This is a genomic window from Botrimarina hoheduenensis (genome assembly GCF_007859815.1).
Lineage (GTDB): Bacteria > Planctomycetota > Planctomycetia > Pirellulales > Lacipirellulaceae > Botrimarina > Botrimarina hoheduenensis.
Genome location: NZ_SJPH01000006.1, coordinates 128238 through 149866 on the forward strand (window position 1 = coordinate 128238; position 21629 = coordinate 149866).

At 64.3% G+C, this 21629-nt stretch carries 15 protein-coding genes; 12 read left to right on the forward strand and 3 right to left on the reverse strand.

Features of this window, described 5'->3' with window-relative positions; translation table 11 throughout:
* Window positions 1–15: 15 nt before the first annotated feature.
* The 3 genes from Pla111_RS13300 to Pla111_RS13310 all read left to right on the forward strand — a co-directional run bounded on the left by Pla111_RS13300 (window position 16) and on the right by Pla111_RS13310 (window position 4000).
* Window positions 16–600 carry a sigma-70 family RNA polymerase sigma factor gene (locus tag Pla111_RS13300; protein WP_146574936.1) on the forward strand — a complete coding sequence of 195 codons (585 nt, stop codon included), beginning with the start codon at window positions 16–18 and terminating at the stop codon, window positions 598–600.
* 77 nt (window positions 601–677) lie between these two features.
* Complete coding sequence (locus Pla111_RS13305; protein ID WP_231931023.1) at window positions 678–2894, forward strand: YfbK domain-containing protein; 2217 nt, start codon at window positions 678–680, stop codon at window positions 2892–2894.
* A gap of 257 nt (window positions 2895–3151) precedes the next feature.
* Window positions 3152–4000, forward strand: coding sequence for an HNH endonuclease (locus tag Pla111_RS13310; protein WP_146574937.1), 849 nt, complete (start codon window positions 3152–3154; stop codon window positions 3998–4000).
* A 242-nt stretch (window positions 4001–4242) separates the two neighbouring features.
* Here Pla111_RS13310 and Pla111_RS13315 read toward each other — a convergent pair whose 3' ends face one another.
* Together Pla111_RS13315 and Pla111_RS13320 are read right to left on the reverse strand one after the other, a co-directional pair.
* Window positions 4243–5712 (reverse strand): hypothetical protein, encoded by a 1470-nt coding sequence (locus Pla111_RS13315; protein ID WP_146574938.1) that lies wholly within the window; start codon window positions 5710–5712, stop codon window positions 4243–4245.
* A 113-nt stretch (window positions 5713–5825) separates the two neighbouring features.
* Window positions 5826–7373, reverse strand: a complete 1548-nt coding sequence (locus Pla111_RS13320) for an undecaprenyl-phosphate glucose phosphotransferase (RefSeq protein ID WP_146574939.1) — start codon at window positions 7371–7373, stop codon at window positions 5826–5828.
* Between the two features lie 225 nt (window positions 7374–7598).
* Between Pla111_RS13320 and Pla111_RS13325 the strand changes: the two genes are divergently transcribed.
* The 5 genes from Pla111_RS13325 to Pla111_RS13345 all read left to right on the forward strand — a co-directional run bounded on the left by Pla111_RS13325 (window position 7599) and on the right by Pla111_RS13345 (window position 16679).
* Window positions 7599–13739: an alpha-2-macroglobulin family protein gene (locus Pla111_RS13325; RefSeq protein ID WP_146574940.1), complete on the forward strand. Its 6141-nt coding sequence runs from the start codon at window positions 7599–7601 to the stop codon at window positions 13737–13739.
* 139 nt (window positions 13740–13878) lie between these two features.
* Window positions 13879–14517, forward strand: a complete 639-nt coding sequence (locus Pla111_RS13330) for a phosphoesterase (protein ID WP_146574941.1) — start codon at window positions 13879–13881, stop codon at window positions 14515–14517.
* Between the two features lie 59 nt (window positions 14518–14576).
* Window positions 14577–15758 carry a cysteine desulfurase family protein gene (locus tag Pla111_RS13335; protein ID WP_146574942.1) on the forward strand — a complete coding sequence of 394 codons (1182 nt, stop codon included), beginning with the start codon at window positions 14577–14579 and terminating at the stop codon, window positions 15756–15758.
* A gap of 161 nt (window positions 15759–15919) precedes the next feature.
* Window positions 15920–16252 carry a HesB/IscA family protein gene (locus Pla111_RS13340; RefSeq protein WP_146574943.1) on the forward strand — a complete coding sequence of 111 codons (333 nt, stop codon included), beginning with the start codon at window positions 15920–15922 and terminating at the stop codon, window positions 16250–16252.
* A gap of 250 nt (window positions 16253–16502) precedes the next feature.
* Window positions 16503–16679 carry a Flp family type IVb pilin gene (locus tag Pla111_RS13345; RefSeq protein WP_146574944.1) on the forward strand — a complete coding sequence of 59 codons (177 nt, stop codon included), beginning with the start codon at window positions 16503–16505 and terminating at the stop codon, window positions 16677–16679.
* A gap of 73 nt (window positions 16680–16752) precedes the next feature.
* Here the strand turns inward: Pla111_RS13345 and queA are convergent, their stop codons facing one another.
* Window positions 16753–17820: a tRNA preQ1(34) S-adenosylmethionine ribosyltransferase-isomerase QueA gene (gene queA / locus Pla111_RS13350; RefSeq protein ID WP_146574945.1), complete on the reverse strand. Its 1068-nt coding sequence runs from the start codon at window positions 17818–17820 to the stop codon at window positions 16753–16755.
* A 197-nt stretch (window positions 17821–18017) separates the two neighbouring features.
* Here queA and rsmH point away from each other — a divergent pair, with 197 nt between their 5' ends.
* The 4 genes from rsmH (at window position 18018) to lipA (ending at window position 21627) form a co-directional block, all read left to right on the forward strand.
* Window positions 18018–18917, forward strand: a complete 900-nt coding sequence (gene rsmH, locus Pla111_RS13355) for a 16S rRNA (cytosine(1402)-N(4))-methyltransferase RsmH (RefSeq protein WP_146574946.1) — start codon at window positions 18018–18020, stop codon at window positions 18915–18917.
* 32 nt (window positions 18918–18949) lie between these two features.
* On the forward strand, window positions 18950–19231 hold the full coding sequence (locus Pla111_RS13360) for a hypothetical protein (RefSeq protein WP_146574947.1): 282 nt from the start codon (window positions 18950–18952) through the stop codon (window positions 19229–19231).
* A gap of 70 nt (window positions 19232–19301) precedes the next feature.
* Window positions 19302–20438, forward strand: a complete 1137-nt coding sequence (locus Pla111_RS13365) for a DUF3500 domain-containing protein (RefSeq protein ID WP_146574948.1) — start codon at window positions 19302–19304, stop codon at window positions 20436–20438.
* 118 nt (window positions 20439–20556) lie between these two features.
* Entirely contained in the window at window positions 20557–21627 is a 1071-nt protein-coding gene (gene lipA, locus Pla111_RS13370; protein WP_146574949.1) for a lipoyl synthase, read from the forward strand.
* Window positions 21628–21629 lie beyond the last annotated feature (2 nt).

Here is a 21629-nt window from a genome sequence, read left to right on the forward strand (position 1 = left end):
CACCCTCTGGACATCGTGCGCCGCTGTAGGGGCATGAACGCCGTCAGCCAGCCGTTGCGAATGGACCTCCGCCGCGCCACAAAGCCCCCGGGAGAGGGTCCCGGAGACCGTCTTCTTGAATTGGTGCAGCTTCATCAGGCCGCCCTATGGCGATATCTGCGCTATCTGGGGGCCCAGGAATCCGAGGCAGACGACTTAACGCAAGATACTTTTCTGGCGGTCACGCGCAGTGACTACGAGCACCGCAGCGACGCCCAAGCGGCCTGCTTTCTCCGTACCGTAGCACGCCGGCAATTGCTCACCCTCCGCCGTCGTCAGCAACGCGAAGCCACCGTGATTGACCTCGAAGCGGCCGAGGCAGTCTGGATCGAGCGTGAGCCCGAGCTGTGGGACGATCAACTGGAAGCGCTCCGCGACTGCGTTACTCAGCTCGAGGGGCGTTCGCGCCAGGCGATCGATCGGCACTATCGCGACAAAGCGAGTCGTGAGGCGATCGCCGCCGAACTGGACCTGTCTCCTGATGGCGTGAAATCACTCCTGCGGCGCACCCGGGCGGTTCTGCGTGAGTGTGTCGAGCGCTGGCGACGTTCGTTGCCGTAGGTCGGTTACCGACAGTGAAGCCGGCGTGCCAACCTTCTAATCTTTCCCCTTAACGCTTCCCCAGCGAGGCGATGGTCATGTCTGAACGCAATCTTTCAACGAACGATTTGCACGACCGGGTAACCGATCGTCTGCTAGCCGAGGCGGTAGGTGGCGAAACACCGCCCGACCTGCGCGAGGCAATCTTGTCCCGTGGTCAGTCCGGTGCTGCGCTTGCGGAAAGCAAACCCGCGCGGTGGCGCTGGGTTTCGCTGGCGATCGCGGCTTGCTTGCTGGTTGGCATTAGCGTCGGGCTGTTGCCGAACGGTTTGCAAGAGGCCGATCAGGTGGCGATCAACATGCCCGCGGACGCTTCCAAGCCGCCAATGCCAAAGCAGCCCTTTACGGCTGAGCAAGGCAACCGCGAGCGCTCTTCCGCGGTGGCCGACGGAGAATCGTTTAGTTCGAAATCCGAGTCCATGCCGACCGAGGAGGCGAGCGGCGCTAGTTTCGGCAAGAGCGCTCGAGGCGGCGTCGCTCTCGCGGACGAAACCCCCGACTCCTTAGGGCTTGGCCGCAGCGAAGGGGTCGATACCGATCGGCTCCAACGCGGCTTGGAGGCAGCAGAAGGAGTTGCCGCAAAACCAGCGCGAACGCCATCCGCCATCAGCTCAGGGGCGACACCCGCGCTGGAATCGCCGAGCTATTCCGGCCGAACGCCCGCGTCCAGCGCTTCGCCCGCGAGCCCTCCTTTCGTCTTCTCGGCAGACAGTTACGGACGGGAACTTAAAGGCCGCGTCGATCTGCGTGCCCGGCAGGCAGATCAGGCATTCTCCTGGCAACATCTGCCCGGAATCGCGGGGGGCGATCGTTACGCCGCGATCAACGAAAACCCGTTCGTTCTCGCCCAGGGGGCCGAAGCCCTCAGCACGTTCTCGATCGATGTCGACACGGCCAGCTACGCCAATGTTCGCCAGTTTTTGCAGCAGCGTCATCAGCTGCCGCCCGCCGATGCGGTGCGGATTGAAGAACTCGTGAACTACTTCGACTACGCCTATGAGGCTCCCGCGGCCGAGAGTGAGGTTCCGTTTGCCGCGAATCTTGAAGTGGCGGATTGTCCCTGGAATGCGCGGCATCGGTTGGTGCGGATCGGCATCAAGGGACGCGAGGTGCTGGCTGACAAGCGTCCGCTCTCGAACCTTGTGTTCTTGGTGGATGTGTCCGGGTCGATGAACGAGCCCAACAAGCTGCCGCTGCTGGTCGCAGGTTTGAAACGGCTTGTACGCCAGTTGGGTGAGAACGACCGGGTTGCGCTCGTGGTGTACGCGTCGAGCGAGGGTCTCGCGCTGCCGAGCACCTCGGGGGCCGACAAGCCGACGATCCTCGCTGCGCTTGATCGGCTCACCGCCGGAGGATCAACCGCCGGCGGTGCCGGCATCCAGTTGGCCTACCAAACAGCCGAAGAAAACTTCATCACCGGCGGGATGAACCGCGTGCTGCTGTGCACCGATGGCGACTTCAATGTCGGTCTGACGGGCGACACCGCACTGGGCGATTTGGTTGAGACCAAAGCCCGTGAGACGGGCGTCTTTCTCTCGGTGCTTGGGTTCGGGCGTGGCAACCTCAACGACGCGATGATGGAAACCATCTCGGGACGCGGCAATGGCGTGTACGCCTACATCGATTCGGATCGAGAAGCCCATCGCGTGCTGGTGCGGCAGATGTCGGGCACGCTCGTCACGATCGCCAAGGATGTGAAACTGCAAGTCGAGTTCAATCCGCAGCAGGTCGCGCGGTATCGACTTGTCGGCTACGAGAACCGCCTGCTCGCCGCCGAGGATTTTAACGACGATCAGAAAGACGCCGGGGAGATCGGTGCCGGCCATACGGTGACCGCCCTGTATGAGATCGTCCCGACCGGTTTGGCTGAGGGGGTCGATCCGCTCAAGTATCAGCAGGAGCCGGCAGAACGCAGCGCTCAGACGGCAAAAGCCGACGCGCCTGAGTTGCCCGAATCGCCTGAGCTGCTGACGCTAAAGATCCGCTACAAGCAGCCCGACGGCGACACGAGCACCAAGCTGGAGTTCCCGCTCGTCGACGAGGAAGCATCCCTTACCGACGCGAGTGCCGACTTCCAGTTCGCCTCGGCGGTAGCGGAGTTCGGGCTGCTGCTGCGGAACTCACAGCATCGCGGCGCCGCGTCCTACGACGCCGTCCTGCAGCGGGCCGAGAGCAACCTGGGCGACGACCCGCACGGCGACCGCGCCGAGTTCCTGGGCCTGGTGCGCGAAGCCAAACGCCTTTCCCAGCAGTAATCATCCGGGATAGCATGGCGCCCAACGACACAGCGCCACGCTCCGAGTCGATTTCATATCGGGAGAGGAGAGCAGTGGTTAGTATCGACCCTCGGCCGCTTTAGGTTCAGCGAGCCGGTTCTTGTTTGCCCGGCCGATTGTCCGTGGGCGTCAGCCCGAGAGGTTGGACTATGCTAGCCAAGACACTGGCGGAGCCAGTGGCACGCTATAAGATGAGCTGCCGGTGCCACCCGGCGGTCCAAGGGAGGTAGGTCCTCATGAGCATCAGCCGTTTCTTTACAGAGACTCTCGGGGCGAACCTCGCCAACGCCCGTTGGGCGTGGGGCGCCACCAACCCGGTGACTAACGAGGTGTTCTTACGCGTGTGGGCGGATGAGATCGAATCCACCCCCGACGGAGAACGCAGCCTGCTGCTCAACGCCGATTGGTCTGGCAAGTCGGCGGGCTTCCCCGAACGCGCGCGGCACGTCGAGGCGATCCGCGCGGGAGCCGTGGGGTACGGCGTCGTCTGCACCGTGAAGAACCCGAACTCGGCCCGGCGGAAAATCAAGTCGTTCGACAACGAGTCGCTGCTGCGGTTCGGCGGCGTGATCGATGAGGGGGCGGCGACCTACGGCGTCGTCGCCAAGCGTATCCCAGTCGCGGAACTCCGCAAGCCGCCGACGGCCGAGAGCACGTTGATTCTCGACCTCAAGCAGATCCTCCGCATGAGGATCGAGGAAACCGAGAAGGAGCGGCTGGCCAACGCCCGCGTCGGTCAGGGGCGGTTCCGGTCGGAGGTGCTCGCCCGCTGGGGAGGCCGCTGCTGCGTGACCGGAGTCGCGACGCTCGAAGCGGTGCGGGCCTCGCACATCAAGCCGTGGCGCGACAGCGACAACCAAGAACGGCTCGACCCGGCCAACGGCCTGCCTCTGGTCGCCACTACCGACGCGTTGTTCGACGCGGGGCTTATCACGTTTGATCCCGCGGGCCGACTGATGGTCTCGGAGCGATTGCCAGTCGGCGAGAGACAGCTATTGCGCCTGGAGGGATTGGCGCTGAGGAGGGGCCCTGACGAGGGGACACAGGCCTACATGGCTCACCATCGCGAGAAGATTTTCCGCTGAGGTAGTGCGGAGCCACTCGCGGGTTGGCGCCCGGACCGCTAATCGGTTGGCGAGTCAAATGAAGATCCTTCGGCGGGTGGCACTCGTAGATCCGTCTTATGCGTGCCACTGGCTCCGCCAGTGTCTTGGCTAGCATAGTCCAACCTCTCGGGCTGCCAGCCACGGACAAGCGGCCGGGCAAACAAGAACCGGGCTCTCGGGTCAGGTATCGCTGCTGACCAAGCGTGGTGAGCGAACCGCCGCTAGAAGCCGATTTGCACCTGCGTGCGGAACATCACGCCGTCGTCGCCGGCGATGAAGTCGGCTGGCGTGCTCGTGACGGGGCTCCCCTTCACTTCGAGCACGTCCATTGAGAACTTGTTCACGCGGTCGTCGAGTTTGCCGTCGCGCTGGCCCGAACCCCAGTACCAGTTGAAGCCGACGAGGTACTCATAGGCGTCGCCGTACAAGCCAGAGACTTGCGACATGCCGGCGTTCACGTCGAACCGCTGGGGCACGAGAAACACGCCGCCTGCAACCCGATAGCCGTAATCGTACAACTGCGTCATTGGCAACGGACCATCGGCCACGAGGTCCTGGATCGAGCGGATGAAGTACTCGCCCGAGAAGCTCCAGCCGCGGTACTTCACGCCCCAGTCGAGCGACGACTTCAGCACGCGATCGCCCAGCAGACGCACGCCCGGCGCTAGGCTCCCCACGTCGCTCAGCCGCGTGCCGTCGGAGAGCGTAAGAAAACTATCATCGCCCAGCGGGAAGCCGGCGTCGCTCCGGTCGTCGGCCTTGTCGTACGCAAAGCTCCCACCCAGCCGCACGACGGGGGTCGTGTGACAGGCGTAGTCCGCTTCGCCGGGGCCGAAGTCGCCGAGCGGCTCGTAAGCGATCGTCACCGCGGCGCCGAGGTTATCGTCTTGATCGAACGGACGGCGAGTAGAGGTGCGCAACCCGTTGGTGAGCGACGTTTCGTAACTCCAGTGATCGCCCAGGTCGCCCAGCAGCCACACGCCGTCGGTAAAGCCGACGCGAAAGTACTCGGTCGCCAGCGAGCGATCGGTCATCCGGAAGAAGCGCGACGATTCGAGCCACTCGCGATCGCTGGCGGCCTTCCAGCGGCCCATCCGCACCTTGAAGGCGGGGTCGAATTCGTAGGTGGCGATGTAGGCGAGAAAGTCGGCGGACGAAGCGCCGTCGGCGTCGCCATCGACGACCACGTAATAACTCAGCGCGGGATCGATCGCCGTGCCCTGCAGGTTGAGCCGCAGCCGCTCGGTGTCGAAGTTGTTGCGATTGCGAATCTCACGCGTAACGCCCGCCGCATCGGTCCAGGTGGTTTCGTCGCGGATGAAGCCGGTGTGCCTCAGCTGCATCCGAGCGCCAACGTACAGAGCGTACGGGCGTGCTTGCAGATCGGTCGAGCGGATAAAGAGCCCTTTATCGAACACCGCGCCGATCTCGTACAGCGGCACGCCGTCGTCCCCGGATTCAAACCCCAGCAGCGCTGGCGGTTCTTCGACCGCAGGTGATGTCGTGTGCGGTGCCTCGTAGGCGGCCGCGATCATCACCGAGGCAGGCGGCGTGAGTCTGCCGGTTGGGGAAGAAGTTGTCGGGTACGCGGCGGTTGCTTGCACGGGAGGCAAGCGGCGCAGTGTTTCTCCCGCGAACGTCTGCGACGCTAGCGTAGCAAGCAGCACGGTACGGAGAATCGCTACAACCATTAGTAGCGTTATCGGCCCCGAACCGGCGCAAATCTTTCGGATCTTAGTTCAGATCGGATCGACTTCTGCGTGGTCGCTTTCTTCTTAGGGGAGCGCTCAACCAGCGGTGCGGCCTAATAGGCGTTCTTCTGCCCAAAGACGACGAACACGGTCCTCAAAAGGATCTCGATGTCCATTGAGAAGCTCCAGGTGCGGATGTACTCGTGGTCGTACCGGACGCGGCCTTCCATCTTGTCGAGCGTTTCGGTCTCGCCCCGATAGCCCATGACCTGCGCCAAGCCGGTGATCCCCGGCTTCACCTTGTGACGCAGCATGTAGCCGTCGATCAGCGAGCGATACTGCTCGTTGTGGGCCGAGGCGTGCGGCCGGGGGCCTACGAGACTCATCGATCCGCCGATGACATTGAACAGCTGCGGCAGCTCGTCGAGGCTCGATTTCCGCAGGAAGGCCCCGATCCGTGTGATGCGCGGGTCTCCCTTCGTGGCTTGCTTCAGGACCGTGCCGGCGGTGCCGACTTCGCACTGGTCGGTCCGCATGCTGCGGAACTTCCAGACCATGATCTCGCGGCCGTCCAGCCCGTAACGCTTCTGGCGGAAGAAGACCGGCCCGGGGCTCGTGATTTTCACGGCGGCCGCGATCACCATCATGGGCACCGCAAGAATCGCTAGCAGCAAGGTGGCAAAAACGAGGTCGGCCGCGCGCTTCAACAAACCATCGATGCCGTAGAGCGGGTTCTCGTGGATGCTCACGGCCGGCAGTCCGCCGACGTTGGTCAGCCGCGCGTGGAGCAACTCGAACACAAAGAAGTCGGGGACGATGTACACATCGGCCGTCGTGTCCGCCAAGCGGTTGAGCACCTTTCTCATGCGGGCTTCGGCGCGCATGGGGAATGTCAAGTAGATCGTGTCGATCTCACCGAGGCGAGCGGCCTCGAGCAACTCGGTGACCCCACCGACGACCTCGCCCAGATCGGCCGGAACGGTCGCCTTGCGCGTGGCGCTCACGTTGGCCAACTCCGTTTCGGAGCGGCGATCGGAATCGCTGGAAGCGGTCGGCGTCTTCTCGCGGCTTGCTGAGCGTCGCTGCCCTTGCCGCCGATCGTAAGCCCGATCGTCGTAGAAGCCGACCGTCTTGAGACCCAGTTCGGGAGATTCTTGCAGGTTGCGAGCGAGCTGAATGCCCAGCTGGTTGACGCCGCAGATCGCCACCCGCCGGGCGTTCCATCCCTCGGCGTGCAAGCGACGCTGGACCAAGCGCAGCAGCGAGCGCAGCGCCAGCATGGCCACCGGTGTGCCCAGGATCCAGACGATCTTGGTTTCATACATGAAGCGCGCGTTGTAACCCGTGATCAAGCCGACCCCGAGTAGCGTGGCGACCGTGTAGGCCCAGGTGAGCGCCAGGCAGCCCAACTCGCCGCGCAGCCGCGCTCCGCGCCAGCTTCGGTAGACCCCGGTCAGCTCGCTGATCATATGGAAGCCGACAATTGCCGCCGCGGTAACGCCAAGCCACTCGTTGACGAGCGAGTGTCCCGCGTCGCCACCGGTCGGGGTGAGCTGCGCCGCCAGGTACGAAACCACGGTTACCGCAACCCCGTCGAGCAGGCGATGCAGACTGGATAGCAGCGAAGGGGCCGTCGTGATGCCGCGTTGCAGGTTGCTCATCAGCGGGTCGTCGGGTCTTAGGTGAAGGGAGTGCGCAGCGGAGGCGGATTCGGCCTCGACTGGCAGACCCCCAAACCTAGGTTCTGTCCGGCCCCAAGCGGTAAAGACGACCCCCCTCGGATGCCCTAAGCCACAGAATCCGGTAGGTTGAGGGCCGTAGCCCAGGGGGATTCTGCCGGTCGCGCAGGATGGTACTTTTGGGGGAGCGTGTCAGACGGAGCCGGCATGTCGATTTTCAGCCTTTTCTTACAACGCCTGCTGCCCGCTCTCGGGACCGCTAACCGGCGGACGGGCCAAGTGGTGTTCCCGTTGGTCGTTCTGGTCACATTGGGAGTCATCGGACCGGTACGCGCCGCTGATCCTTTGCCGAGTGTTGCCATCACTCTCAACGAATCACTTCCAAGCAGTCCCGCCGTCGCTGCCGCGATGACGGAGGGCTATTGGGAGGAAGCCCTGCAACAGGCTCAGCAGCGCCTCGAAGTGGGCGACGCCGATGCGACGGATCTGAGCGCAGCGCTAAGCTGCTTGTCCGAGCTCAACCGGATTGACCAAGCCGATGCGTTGATCGAGGCGGCGGTCGAACGCTACGCCACCAATCCGGCGCTGTTGCTTGCCGCGGCGCGCGGGTATCGGGCGCTCCCCGCATATGGGGTGCTGCTGCGAGAGGTGTTCCAGCGGGGTACCTGGCGCGGGGGTGATCGCTCCGTGAATGCCGCAGCCCGGGATCGGGTGCGCATTTTGCAGTTGCTGACCCGAGCGCTACGGTTGAGCGACTCCCAGGCTGATCTGCGTGCCGAGATCGCCCGCGAACTGGCCAGCAATGTTTTCCCGCAGAGTTACTCGCGCGGTGCGCCCCCGCTTCAATTGCTGACCGATCTGGAAAGCCTGCCGCCGCTCGACAGACAAAACGAAGAGACCCTTACGCCGTTGCTCTTGAAGGAAGACGGCACGCTGGTGTTGCACGAGATTCCGGAGAGCTGGGAGGCCGCGCGTACCGACGGCGAGCGGTGGCGATGGGCCCTCGCCGAATGGGGGCGCCTGGATCCCGATGGCCCGGCCGATGCCGAACTCGCTTACGCCGAGTTCTTGCAAGAGTTTCTTGGAATCGGCGCGTTCAACAATGATTATCCCGAAGACGATGCGTTTGTCACCGATCTATCGATGCTGGGGGACGACGAGGTCATCGCCGACGTTGGGCAGGGAGCAAAGCGCTATGCCCTGCCCGAGGGTCACCGATTTATGAGTCGGATGGCCAAGTACGGAGCCTGGCAGTCGCTGGCGGAGGAGTATCTGAATCGATGTCAACGCGGTCGCGCGGCCGATGTGCTCCGAACGGCCCTGGCGGAAGTGCCGTTGCAAACTGCCGAGAAGTCGGCCAACGATTTCGACGCTGAATTGGCAGCAGAGCAACTGGATCAGATCATACGTCCGTGGGCCCGCACCTCGGCTTGGGGCGAGACCCGCCACGTGGCAGGCGAGGCCCCGCGGTTGCGGATCGAGCATCGCAATACCGAACGGATTGATTTTACCGCGCGACGCATAGCGGTAGACACGCTTCTCGATGATCTGGAAAAGGCCCTGGAAGCCAGCGATGGCGAGTCGGCCGAACGTCTGCAGATGCTCGAGGGACTCGGCTGGGAGATGCTCCAAACTGAAGCGGCAAAGTACTTGGGGCCCTTGTTAGCGGAATGGTCGACACCGACGCCACGCGCCGCCGATCACGGCGACACCGCGACCGTGGTCTCTGTGCCGCTCCCCGAAGCGGGCGTCTATCTGGTGACAGGCCGACCGGCGGGAGGGAGCGAGTTTCAGCAGATCGTGCGCGTGGTGGACACCGCACTGGTGCGCAAGCCTGCGGCTGAGGGCATGGTGCTCGGCGTGCTCGACGCTCGCGACGGAAGCCCCGTTACCGACGCCACGGTCCGCCTATTTGGCTACCGCTCGCGCTATGGCAAGGAGCGCACCAAGCCGCGTATCGAAACCCTTCGTGATGAAGCCAAGATCGACGCGAGCGGCTGGGTTGGAGTGTTTCTCAAACCGGCCGCCGCCGATGAAGAGCCGATGCAATGGCTTTGCCGTGCACGCGGCACCGATGGGCGTTCTGCCTATCTGGGTTTTGAGCGGCTTTGGCGGCGCCAGCCCGCCGAAGGCTTACCTAATGCCACACGGACCTACGTGGTAACCGATCGACCGGTTTATCGGCCGGAGGCAACGGTTAAATTTAAGGCGTGGATCGCACGCCCCGATTACTCGAAGCCTCCGACCGAGGCAAGCAACGAGTTTGCGCACCAGGCGTTTGAGGTCGAGATCACCGACCCCCAAGGGGAGCAGGTTTGGCAGGGATTGCTGACCGCGACAACCTATGGCGGCTTGGCGGGAGAGTTCACTCCCGCGGCGGGCTCTCCGCTGGGGGTGTATCGGATCCAGATCGTCGGTTTTGGGGGCGGCGCATTTCGTGTCGAAGAGTATCGCAAACCCGAATTCGAAGTGACGGTTGAGGGCCCGGCCGAAGCGGTGCGCTGGAACGAACCGTTCGAAGCCGTGATCGGGGCCGACTATTATTTTGGCGATCCGGTGGCTGGCGCTAGCGTTACCTATCGCGTCGAGCGTCGAGTTAAGTCGGGCTCGCCACTGCCGCCGGCTCCGTGGGACTGGTTGTACGGACGGGGCTATGGCTGGCTCGCCGAAGACGCCCCTTGGTATCCGCAGTGGGGTCGATGGGGATGCCCGGCACCGCTGCCCGAGTGGAACACGCCCGGCTGGAGCGCGCCGGCGACCACCGTGCTTTCGGGCACAGGTCGGCTGGACGCCTCGGGACGGCTCCGCCTTAGCATCGAAACCGACGGCGATGACCAGGATCTCGCGCCTTCGGTCCCGGGCTACGAGTACACGGTGTCGGTCGAAGTGACCGACGCTTCACGCCGAACGCAATCGGCGACGGGGAAAGTGCTCGTGTCGAAGCAGCCGGCCGTGACGACGGTCTGGTTGGCGCGGGGCTTCTACTCGGTCGGTGAAACGATCAACGCCACGTCCCAAGTGCGGCTGCCCGACGGTAAAGCGGTCGGCGGTGCCGGACGATTTGTGCTTTACAAGGTGACCCGCTCTGAGCGATCGGACCAGGACCCTGCCGATAAGCTCACGACCCTGGAAGAGACCGAAGTGCAGGCCTGGGATACTCCGACCGATCTGCAAGGAGCAGCGAGTCTCAAACTCAAAGCATCGGAACCGGGCCGCTATCGGCTGGTGTATCAGTGCCGTGCGATCGACGGGGCGGAGGTCACGGGGGGCGTGCTGTTCTCGATTCTCGGGCCGGGCTACGACGGCGACGGCTTCCGCTACAACGCGGTTGAGATCGTTCCCGACCAACCCACCTATGCGGTGGGTGACACCGCACGGCTGCTAATCAGCACCGACGCACCCAACTCGACCGTGGCGTTGTTCTTGCGGGCGGAACAGAGCAGCTACGCTCCTCCCCAGGTGATCCGGATCCCCGGGAAGAGCTACGTGTTCGAGTTGCCGATCACCGCAGCCGATCAGCCGAACATCTTTGTCGAGGCGGTGACGATTGCCGAGGGACGAATGCACACGGCGGTCAAGCAGATTGTGGTTCCTCCCGCTCCGCGTGTGCTGGACGTTGAGGTGGTGCCTTCGGCGGATGCTTACTTGCCGGGACAAGAAGGAACCTTGCGCGTTCGGCTAACGGATGCGCAAGGCGTGCCGATCGTTGGCGAAGCGACCGTGGCGGTTTATGACCGTAGCGTCGATGCGTTGGCGGGCGCGGCATCGGCTGGAGATTTCGTCAAGCGGTTCTGGCAGTGGCGGCGTAGTCATTCGCCCGCAGGCGCTGCCTCGCTAGAGAGCCCGGGCAGCTACCCGATTCAGCTGCCTGATAGCCTGACGATGGGGTACCTGGGCGTTTTTGATGACCTACTGCTCGCGGATCCTGGCGATAGGATCCTGGGCAGGGGCGTGCGATGGGGAGGCGGAGCCGGTGCTATCAGCGAAGTTGCAGATATGGCAATCGGGATGCCCATGGCGACGCGCGCCATGGCAAAATCCGAGCCAGCAGGCGAGAAACCAACGCTCCGCACGAACTTTGCTGACACCGCTTTGTGGGTCGGCGCGGTAGTGACCGATGCCGACGGCTTCGCCGTGCTGCCGATCACGCTTCCCGAGAGCCTTACCGCGTGGCGGGTGCGGGTGTGGGCCATCAGCGATGGCGTGCGTGTCGGAGAGGGTTCTGCCGAGGTCGTGACGCGCAAGGACCTGATGGTCCGCTTGCAGATGCCACGCCAACTAGTCGAAGGCGACACCGCGACCCTTTCGGCCGTTGTACACAACAAACTAACAACACCGCAGTCGGTCACGGTTTGGTTGGAAGCCGCGGGAGAGTCGCTGAAGCTGCCCAGCGACGCACGCCGCGTGGTGCCGATTCCCGCCGGTGCCGAACAACGCATCGACTGGACCGTGCAGGCCAGCACTGCCGGAGAGACGCCGGTTCAGGTCTTTGCCGAGGCGCGACCGAATCCGGAAGCGGACCTGGTCGCGAGTGACGGGGTTCAACTGCCCCTGACGGTGCTAGTGCACGGGTCCCTCCGCACGGAAACCTTCAGCGCAACGCTGGGCCCCGACCAACGTCAAGCGACTCTTGAGCTGGTTGTTCCCGAGAAACGGCGTGTCGAGACAACCCGGCTGGAGTTGCGCTATACGCCGACCCTGGTCGGCGCGATGCTCGACGCGTTGCCCTACCTGATCGAGTATCCGCACGGCTGCACCGAGCAAACCCTCAACCGTTTTTTGCCCGCGGTCATTACCCGTCGTACAGTCGAGCAGTTGGGGGTCGATCTCGCCGAGAGAGCCGGAGCAGATCGTCTGGTGGGCCCGCCGGACGGCGTCAGGCAATCCGTGAACAACTTGCGTGAGGTCGACCGGCTTGTAGCCGAGGGACTCCGCCGACTGGAGGAGATGCAGCTCTCCAATGGTGGGTGGGGCTGGTTCAGTGGCCTCACCGAACGTAGCACAGCCCACACCACGGCCGTGGTCGTGCGGGGTTTGATCGCTGCCCGGGCGAGCGGCGTCGCCGTTGCCGAGCCGATGCTCGACCGCGGCATCGCGTGGCTCAATGCGCACCGCAGCGTCGAGCTCAGCGCTCGGGACAACTACGGTCCGGAGGGCAAGCCGAACGATCCCGACTCGCCCAGCAAGCCTTACGCTGACGACTTGGACGCCCTTGTCCATCTGACGCTCGCCGAAGCCGGGCAGCACAACGAAGCGATGCGCGAGCGACTCTTCACGGATCGGCTCAAGCTGGCGGTCTACGGCCGGGCCATGCTCGGTTTGGCCCTGCACGCCGAGGCCAATTCCTCTGCAGCGGCGAACAATCCGCGGCCTGCGATGCTACGCGACCGCGTGCTGCGCAACCTGCGGCAATACGTTGCCGTCGATGATGAGAACCAAACCGCTCGGCTCAACCTGCCCGACGACAACTGGTGGCGCTGGTACGGGAGCGAGTACGAGACCCACGCCATGTTCTTGCGGCTGCTTGCGGCCACCGAACCGCTCGGCGAGACCGCCTCGCGGATCGTCAAGCATCTGGTCGATGCCCGGCTGGACGGCGCACGGTGGAACAGCACCCGCGATACGGCCTTGGTGATCGAGGCCCTTTCGGAGTACGCGCTTGCCAGCGGTCAGGCCGCCGCCGAGGGCGAGTACGAGGTGTGGCTCGACGGTCGTAAACGCGATCAAACGCGGGTCGAGTCCGGTGAAGCGCTGCGGTTTGACGGTCGCTTCGTGCTGCGTGGCGAAGAGCTTGACTCCGGACGGCATACGCTTGAGCTACGCAAACGAGACGCAGGCCGACTCTACGCGGGCGCTTCGCTGAGCTACTTCTCGCTGGAGCCCGACCTGCGCGCAGCCGGACTTGAGGTGCGGATCGAACGTCGTTTGTATCTGTTGCAAGACGCTCTCGCAGACGAGGCCGCGCCGCGCCGCGTGGCAACGCCGCACCGGGGTGTGGCACCAAGTGGGGCGGTGTTCGAGGTCGAACTGATCGTCACCAGCAAGAACGACTACGAGTATGTCGTGATCGAAGACCCGCGCGCGGCCGGTTTTGAGGCGGTCGATACCCGCAGCGGCTACCTGGGAGCCGGGCTGGGGGCCTATGCCGAGTATCGCGACGCGGGGGCCCGGTTCTATGTGCGGTCCTTGCCACGCGGCGAGCACGCGCTGCGCTATCGATTGCGGGCCGAGAGCCCGGGTGTTTACGCCGCTCTGCCCGCGACGGTTACCGGCATGTATGCCCCGCGGCTTCGAGGCAACAGCGATGAAAACCGCTGGGAGATCGTGGACCGGTCCGCCAAGCCGTGAGAGCCGGTATACTCCGGTGCTTCTGGCAAAAGGCCTGTCAATTGAGGGCCCTGCGGAATCCGGCCCGAGCGGATCCAGGCCGGGCGCGACCCCGCTGCCCCCTTGGCCGCGGAGAAGTAATACAACATCAGGAGCGAAGATGTCGGCTACCTCTACCGTCAGCGAAGAGCAGGTGCTCGTGGTCCCTACCACTGAGCTGCACGCGATCGGTCACTTTCAGGGTTTCTCGGCGGAGGTGGATCGCTATCTGAAGCCGTTGCTGGCGAGCAGCGCACTTGCCTATCGGCCACGCAGCGCGATGGAAGAGGATCCCTCCTTCAAGCAGTTGATCCCCTACGTCTTGATGAGGCATACGGACTCTCAGGGTGTCGTCTGGCTGTTCACCTACCAGCGCGGGCAGGGCGGAGGCGAGTCGCGGTTGCGGGCCAAGCGAAGCGTTGGTGTCGGCGGGCACATCTCGACGCTTGACGCCAACCACTCGCAGGCGGCAGCCGATGCGGGACTGTACCGTCGCGGCTTGGAGCGTGAGCTGGCGGAAGAAGTGCGCATCGAAGGCCCCTATCGCGAACAGATGGTCGGTTTGATCAACGACGATGAGACCCCCGTCGGCCTCGTTCACTTGGGGGTCGTTCACGTCTTCGATGTCGAATCCCCTCAGGTCACACCGTGTGAAGACGACCTGGCAGACGCCCGCTTCCTGCCGGTAAATGAGATCTTGTCCCAGATCGAGCACTACGAGTCCTGGTCGCAGATCGCGGTTCGCGCGCTCTTTGGCTGATCGCGTGACCGCGCTGCGACGGCATTTCCTTAAGCGCTAGCGTTTTAAACGTCAGCCGCATGGCACCCAGCGAACCGATCTATCTGGACAACCACGCCACCACGCGGGTCGATCCGCGTGTGGTGGAAGCGATGCTCCCGTGGTTTACCGAGGCGTATGGCAACGCGGGTAGCGTGGGGCATGCTTACGGGCATGCCGCTCGCGAAGCGGTTGAGCAAGCACGCGAAACCATTGCAGGGGCGATCGGTGCGCGGCCGGGGGAGATCGTCTTCACCAGCGGTGCGACCGAGAGCAACAATCTGGCCATCCGCGGCGTTGCCGAGCGACCCCGCCGGCGAGGCGACCATCTGGTGAGTGTTGTCACGGAACACGCCGCGGTGTTGGAACCGTTGGAACGACTCGCGCGGGGAACGCACCGACTTTCGCTTCTATCGGTCGAGCCCCACACCTCGTCGCAAGCCGGTGTTGTCGATCCGCAGCAAGCCGCCGAAACGATCGACTCGGACACCTGTTTGGTCTCGGTCATGCTGGCGAACAACGAGATCGGTGTGATCCAGCCCCTCGCCCCGCTTGCCTCTGCGGCGCACGCCGTTGGGGCTCTGCTGCATACCGATGCCACACAAGCGGTCGGCAAGCTTCCGATCGATGTCGAAGCTCTGGGCGTTGATCTGATGAGCTTCTCAGCACACAAGCTCTACGGGCCTAAGGGGGTGGGGGCATTGTATGTCCGTGGTCGCGATCCGATCGTGCGGCTTGCCCCGCTCGTGGTGGGGGGCGGCCAAGAACGGGGCCGACGGAGCGGCACGCACAACGTGCCGGGCATCGTCGGTTTCGCTCGTGCGGTGGAGCTTTGCACGCAAACGCTTGAGGAGGAGCGCCGTCATCTGCGGACCCTGCGCGATCGGTTGCTAGCGGGACTCGTTGCCCAGATTCCCGACCTCCGAATGTGCGGCCCCGATCCCGCGACAACCGCCCGCCTGGAGGGCAATCTGAACGTGTGGATCCCCCAGGTCGATGGCGAGACGATTATGCTTGCAGCCCCCCAAGTCGCGATGAGCAGCGGTGCCGCCTGCTCCTCGGCCGATCCCGAGCCGAGCCACGTGCTTCGCGCGCTGGGACTTTCGGCCGACGAGGCCCGTTGCACGCTCCGGCTAGGCGTCGGGCGGTTCAACACGATGGCCCAGATCGAGCAGGCCATCGAGGCCATCGGCGACGCCGTGCACCGGCTGCGTAAGGGCTGATTCCTCGGTCATAGCGCAGATCGGGGGGCAGGGGTAGCGCTGGTATATGCCACGGATTTGACGACTTCCGTTCCCCCCACGGCACAGATGGCTATACTTGGGTATTGAATCACCTAGTCGCCGGGTCTGACCCGGCTGTCAACCATTAAGGGCAGAGTTCTATGGGCGTTGTGCTCACCGAAAAGGCTGCGGCCGAAGTCAAGCGGATCGTTGATGACCAGAAGCTGGAGGAAGGCACCGTGCTGCGGGTCGGGGTTACCGGCGGCGGATGCAGCGGTTTTTCCTATGCTTTGGGATTCGACACCAGTTACGACGAGACCGTCGATAGCAAGTTCGACTTTCACGGCGTCTCGGTCGTTGTGGACAAGAAGAGCGCGCTGTACCTCGACGGCACCACGGTCGATTTCTACGACGGCATCGAGAAGCGGGGCTTCACGTTCGAGAACCCCAACGCCGTAAAGTCGTGCGGCTGCGGCAGCTCATTCCAGGCCTGATCGAACCCGACACGCGGGAAGGCCAGCAAGGTTGCTGGGGTGCTCCCGCGGCGTTGGGTAGGTTTTGCCCGCACAATCAGCATAAATTGCGCAGAACGGCCCCGCTGAGCCATCTCAGCGGGGCCGTTCTCGGTTTCTTGCGGTCCCCCGCTGTCCGCGCGGGCTAGGCTTCTGGTGAGTGTGTCGGTTTGCCCTTCTTGGGCAGAGCCGTTTCTTGTCCGCCCTTTCGTCGCCAAACCGAGCCGCACCGATGCGTCGAGTCTCGCGTCTGATCCGCCGCGAAGAGGCCGCCACCACCGTCGAATACGCGGTGGTCCTGGCGTTTATCGCGGGGGCGTGCATCGCATCGGTGCTGGCGATGTCGAACGCCGCGGGCAACAGCTACAACAGCTCTGCGACGCAGCTTTCGGGGGCGTTGGGTTCGTAACCGAACCGCACGCCACGGGAAGCGTTCCTCCGCGCAGCTGATGCGTGCGGCTCCTGCCGTCCTCCCCTCTGCCTCACAAGATGAGCATCGCGTCACCGTAGCTGTAAAAGCGGTAACGTTCGCGGAGGGCTTCTTCATAGGCACGACGAACCAACTCAACCCCACCCAGCGCCTGTACCAACAGCAGCAGCGTAGTGCGTGGAAAGTGGAAGTTGGTCATCAGCCCGTCTACCGCGGCAAATCGGTGGGGCGGTCTAATGAAAAGTTGCGTTTCACCCTGCCACGGGCCAACCGCCTCGCCCGGCTGAGCGTGTTGAGCGGCGGTCTCGAGGGTGCGTACCGCGGTGGTACCCACCGCGATGATCCGGCCCCCCGCGGCCCGCGTGCCGTTGATCCGTTGCGCACACTCGGCCGTTAGTTCGCACCATTCGGCGTGCATCTGGTGTTTGTCGGGGGTGTCGGACGTTATCGGCCGGAAGGTTCCAAGCCCCACATGCAGCGTGACCGCCGCGAAGTCGACCTCTACCTCTTCGATCTTGCGCAGCAGGGGCTTCGTGAAGTGCAATCCGGCGGTCGGCGCGGCAACAGCCCCCGGCTTGCGGGCGTAGACGGTCTGATAGCGCTCGATATCCGTCGGGGCCATATCGCCGCCGCGGATGTAGTGCGGCAGAGGGACGCGGCCCACCTGGGCGAGCAACTCATCCGAAGGGGTCTCGCTCTCGGGATGGGCGAGCCATTCTCCTCCTTCGAGTCGATCAAGCAGCCACAGCTTAAGGGTTTCCCGGCCCTCGTGGTCGGTGAGTGTCACGCACTCGCGTTCTTGCAGTCGGCCGCGCGTTTTGCAGACGATCCGCCAGTCGCCGTTGGGCTCGACTCCCAGCAGCAATCCCTGCCAAGCACCGCCGGTCGCAGAGCGGTGGCCGACGAGTTTTGCGGGGATCACCCGGGTGTCGTTCAGCACGAGTCGGTCGCCGGCCTGCAACAGGCCGGGCAGGTCGCGCACGTAGTGGTGCGAGAGCTCTTGCGCCTGACGATCGACGACCAGCAGCCGCGCGTCGGACCGGTTGGCCAGAGGCTCTTGCGCGATCAGCTCACGCGGCAGATCGTAGTCAAACAGCAGGGCATCGTTGTCGTCAGGCATCGTTTCTTGGGGCGGCTCGCGGGGGGAGAGCAATCGAACGGGGCATCGTAAGCAAGGCGGGGCGGCCCGGCGATGGGTCACGCGATTGTCACCAGAGTGTGACGAGGCTGTCGCCGCCGCTGCGCCCCAAGGCCATTGCCGTCGCGGAAGCCAGAGCCCATTGCCGCCGCAGGGCCCAGAGGATAGCAAAGCGGAGAATGGACCAACCGCAATCGCCGCCGCCCGCTTCGACCCTTCACGTCCCCGTCATGCCTCGGGAGGCGATCGAAGGACTCGCCATCCAGCCGGGGCATATCATCCTCGATGGTACGCTGGGGGGGGGCGGGCATACGCGGCTTATCGCTCAGCAAGTGGGCCCCAACGGCTGCGTTGTGGCCGTGGATCGCGATCCGGTGGCGGTCGCCCGCGCGGAAACGACCCTCCGAGGCCTGCCCGTTCTCGTCTCGAACGCGAGCTATGCCGAAGCCGCAGAAGTCCTTGCCGAGGCCTCGATCGAGCGGCTCAACGGCATTTTGCTCGACCTGGGGCTATCCAGCGACCAGCTCGAAGACCGTCAACGGGGGTTCAGCTTCCACGCCCGCGGACCGCTCGATCTGCGTTTTGATCCCAACAACGGTGAGCCCGCCACCAAGCTGATCGCTCGATTAAGTGCCGAGCACCTGGCGGACTTGATCTATGCCTACGGCGAAGAACGGTGCAGCCGGCGAATTGCTGCCGCGATTGTGGATCGCCGTCGTGAGCGCCCGATCCAGACGAGCGAGGATCTGGCGGACATCATCCGGCGGGCCGTGCCCAAGAACTACGACCCTCGTATCGATCCGGCGACCCGTACGTTTCAGGCACTGCGGATTGCCGTTAACTCCGAGCTCGATCACCTCGAGCGGGCCCTTCAACTTCTTCCCACGCTGCTCGCACCGGGCGGCAGATTTGTCGTCATCAGCTTTCATTCGCTCGAGGATCGGCTGGTGAAAGTTGCCTTTCGACGCGACGAACGGTTGCGGCCGCTAGCATCCAAGCCGCTGATACCCACCGCGGAGGAAATCGCCGCGAATCCGCGTTCGCGGAGCGCGAAGCTGCGGGTCGCAGAGCGTTGTTGACGCGCAGGGCAAAGCCTGCGACAAGCCGGCCAATGCCGACCGAACAGCCCGCCAGCCAACCGAAGCCCTCCCCGGCCACCGACGACGCCTCGCGCGTCGGCTGGTTCCTCACGGCCATCACGTGCCTGATCGTCGTCGTCGGATTGGCGGTCATCAACTACGTAACCGGCAGTCGGCCGCGTCCCGAACCGATCGCTCCGCGACCGTCCGACAACCCGTCCGAAGCGTTGGCGACCCCTAAAACGCCTCCTCCGATCGTGCTCCGCGCGGCGGAAATCGCCGACCAGCGGCGTGACGCCCCGCTTTATCGCTAGCCCTCGGGCGGCAAAGCCACGCTGATGAGGGGGGCACCCGTGTGAGTCTTCCCGTAGCTAGACTGGGGGAATGAAGAACCACTCCCCTCGCGCCGAGCGGTCCTCGAAGAGGTCCTGGCAGGTCGCGTTCGCCGTTGTCCTGGCGATGCTCGTAGCTCCCGTGTCACTTCGGGCCCAACCCACAGCACCGGCGGTGAAGGCGGCTTCGCAACCGGTTGAGCAAACGGCACCGGCGTCCCAGGCCATGCGGACCGCGACGGTTGCGTGGCTCGCCTTGTTAGACCCTTCGCAACGCAGGGAAGCGGTGTTCCCTTTTGGGAGCGAGATCCGCACCGACTGGCACTTTGTGCCCAAACCGCGTCGCGGCATCGCGTTAGGCGCGATGACCCCGTCGCAACGGGCTGCGGCTGAAGTGCTGCTTCGGACGGTGCTAAGCGAACGGGGTTGGAACAAGGTCGCCGCGATCCGCTCGCTCGAACTGGTGCTCCGCGAGATCGAGGCCGAGCGCCCCGGTGTGGAATCGATTCGCGACCCAGATCGCTACTGGATCGCGGTCTTTGGTGATCCCGCCGCGGCGGACGACCAAGCCTGGGGATGGCGGATCGAGGGGCATCACATTTCATTGAACTTTACGTCGGTGGAGACGGCCCCCACCGTGGTTGCGACTCCGCTGTTTCTTGGTGCCAGCCCCGCCCAAGTTGAGGGAGACCCCCCGCAAGGCCGACGGGCCCTCGGCGCGGAGGACGATCTCGGGTGTGCGGTCATGGCCTCGCTCGATGCCGAGCAACAAGCCCTCGCCACTATTGCCGATATCGCCCCGGCAGACGTCTTCGGTGTTCCGGGAGCACCTCCCGCGGTGGAAGGACCTCTGGGTTTGTCGGTGCAAGCGATGACCCTGGAGCAACGTGGACGGGTCAACCAACTCGTGGAAACGTTCGCGCGGCTGCTTAAGCCCGAACTCGCCAGCCAACTGCTTGAGCAGATCGAAACCGCGGGGTTTGAGCGGTTGTACTTTGCCTGGGCTGGTGGGGCGTCCGTCGCCGAGGATCGGCTCACCGACAATAGGCATTACTTTCGGGTCCACGGACCGACGTTTGTGCTGGAATACGACTTTGTCGAAGCGAACCATGTACACGCCGTTTGGCACTCGACCGACGACGACTTTGGCCAGCAAACGCTGCGGCGGCATTACCGCGAGGATCACTGAGCAGTCCTCGTTTGTTTGTGAGAAGCCGGCTCTTGCCCCCTCGCCGAGAGCGGCGTTACGTCAATAATGCGTGCGTAGCACTTCTGCTCGGAACGGAACCCTCAGCGATCAGCTTTCAATGACAACCGCCACCCCTCGTGACGCCAAGACGACCCGCCCACGCCTGCCGTCGTGGCTGCGGGCCGAGCTGCCGTCGGGCGAGGCGTTGCGGCTGTTCAATCGCACGGATCGGGCGGTGGAGGGCAACGCGCTGCACACCGTCTGCGAAGAAGCCCGCTGCCCCAATCTGCACGATTGCTGGGGCCGCGGCACCGCCACGTTTATGGTAGCGGGCAAAGAGTGCACGCGCGGGTGTCGCTTTTGCAGCGTCCAAACGCTGAAGGCTCCTGCTCTGCCTGAAGCCGATGAGCCCGAGCACCTGGCCAACGCGGTCGAGCGGATGGGACTCAAGTACGTGGTGGTGACGGTGGTCAATCGCGACGATCTGCCCGATGGCGGTGCCGGTCACTACCGAGCCTGCATCGAAGCGGTACACCGCCGCGTTCCTGAGGTGGGGATCGAACTGCTCGGCAGCGATCTGGCCGGCGACCCTGCGGCGCTCCGCCTGCTGCTTGGCACGACCTTGCCCGAGCCGCTGAGTTCGGAGGCGGATAAGTCCCGAGTGCTGCCCCTGCGGGTCTTCGCGCACAACGTGGAGTGTGTGCCCCGACTAGATAAGCAGGTTCGCGACCCGCGGGCCTCTTTCGCTCAATCGCTTGCGATCCTGCGCGAAGCCAAGCGACTCCGCCCGGGCAGCGTGGCGGAGGGCGGCCTGGCCACCAAGAGCAGCCTGATGGTCGGCCTGGGCGAAACGGACCAAGAAGTGCTCGACGCCCTCCAGCGGCTACGCAGCGAAGCCTCTGTCGATATTGTCACGCTGGGCCAGTATCTCACCCCCGGTCTGCCGGGCGAGCGCTTCTTGCCGGTCGATCGATACGTTTCGCCTGAGCGCTTCGATGCCTATCGCGATGCGGCCTACGACTTAGGTTTCGCCGGTGTCGCCTCGGGCCCGCTGGTGCGCAGCAGTTTTCGGGCGGGGATCCTCTACGAGGCCACCCGCACCGGGCGGCGTGTTGAAGACCTGCTCACCACGACTGAGCCCGACGTCGTGTCGCTCAGTCGCGAGCCCCTTACCAGACCAGACGCCTAACG

Excerpts from the sequence above, each read along its gene's own strand:
- Pla111_RS13330 (WP_146574941.1), top strand. The coding sequence starts at position 13,879 with ATGTCGGCTACCTCTACCGTCAGCGAAGAGCAGGTGCTCGTGGTCCCT.
- Pla111_RS13315 (WP_146574938.1), bottom strand. The coding sequence starts at position 5,712 with ATGGTTGTAGCGATTCTCCGTACCGTGCTGCTTGCTACGCTAGCGTCG.
- queA (WP_146574945.1), bottom strand. The coding sequence starts at position 17,820 with ATGCCTGACGACAACGATGCCCTGCTGTTTGACTACGATCTGCCGCGT.
- Pla111_RS13345 (WP_146574944.1), top strand. The coding sequence starts at position 16,503 with ATGCGTCGAGTCTCGCGTCTGATCCGCCGCGAAGAGGCCGCCACCACC.
- rsmH (WP_146574946.1), top strand. The coding sequence starts at position 18,018 with ATGGACCAACCGCAATCGCCGCCGCCCGCTTCGACCCTTCACGTCCCC.
- Pla111_RS13360 (WP_146574947.1), top strand. The coding sequence starts at position 18,950 with ATGCCGACCGAACAGCCCGCCAGCCAACCGAAGCCCTCCCCGGCCACC.
- Pla111_RS13365 (WP_146574948.1), top strand. The coding sequence starts at position 19,302 with ATGAAGAACCACTCCCCTCGCGCCGAGCGGTCCTCGAAGAGGTCCTGG.
- Pla111_RS13335 (WP_146574942.1), top strand. The coding sequence starts at position 14,577 with ATGGCACCCAGCGAACCGATCTATCTGGACAACCACGCCACCACGCGG.
- lipA (WP_146574949.1), top strand. The coding sequence starts at position 20,557 with ATGACAACCGCCACCCCTCGTGACGCCAAGACGACCCGCCCACGCCTG.
- Pla111_RS13305 (WP_231931023.1), top strand. The coding sequence starts at position 678 with ATGTCTGAACGCAATCTTTCAACGAACGATTTGCACGACCGGGTAACC.
- Pla111_RS13310 (WP_146574937.1), top strand. The coding sequence starts at position 3,152 with ATGAGCATCAGCCGTTTCTTTACAGAGACTCTCGGGGCGAACCTCGCC.
- Pla111_RS13320 (WP_146574939.1), bottom strand. The coding sequence starts at position 7,373 with ATGAGCAACCTGCAACGCGGCATCACGACGGCCCCTTCGCTGCTATCC.
- Pla111_RS13340 (WP_146574943.1), top strand. The coding sequence starts at position 15,920 with ATGGGCGTTGTGCTCACCGAAAAGGCTGCGGCCGAAGTCAAGCGGATC.
- Pla111_RS13325 (WP_146574940.1), top strand. The coding sequence starts at position 7,599 with ATGTCGATTTTCAGCCTTTTCTTACAACGCCTGCTGCCCGCTCTCGGG.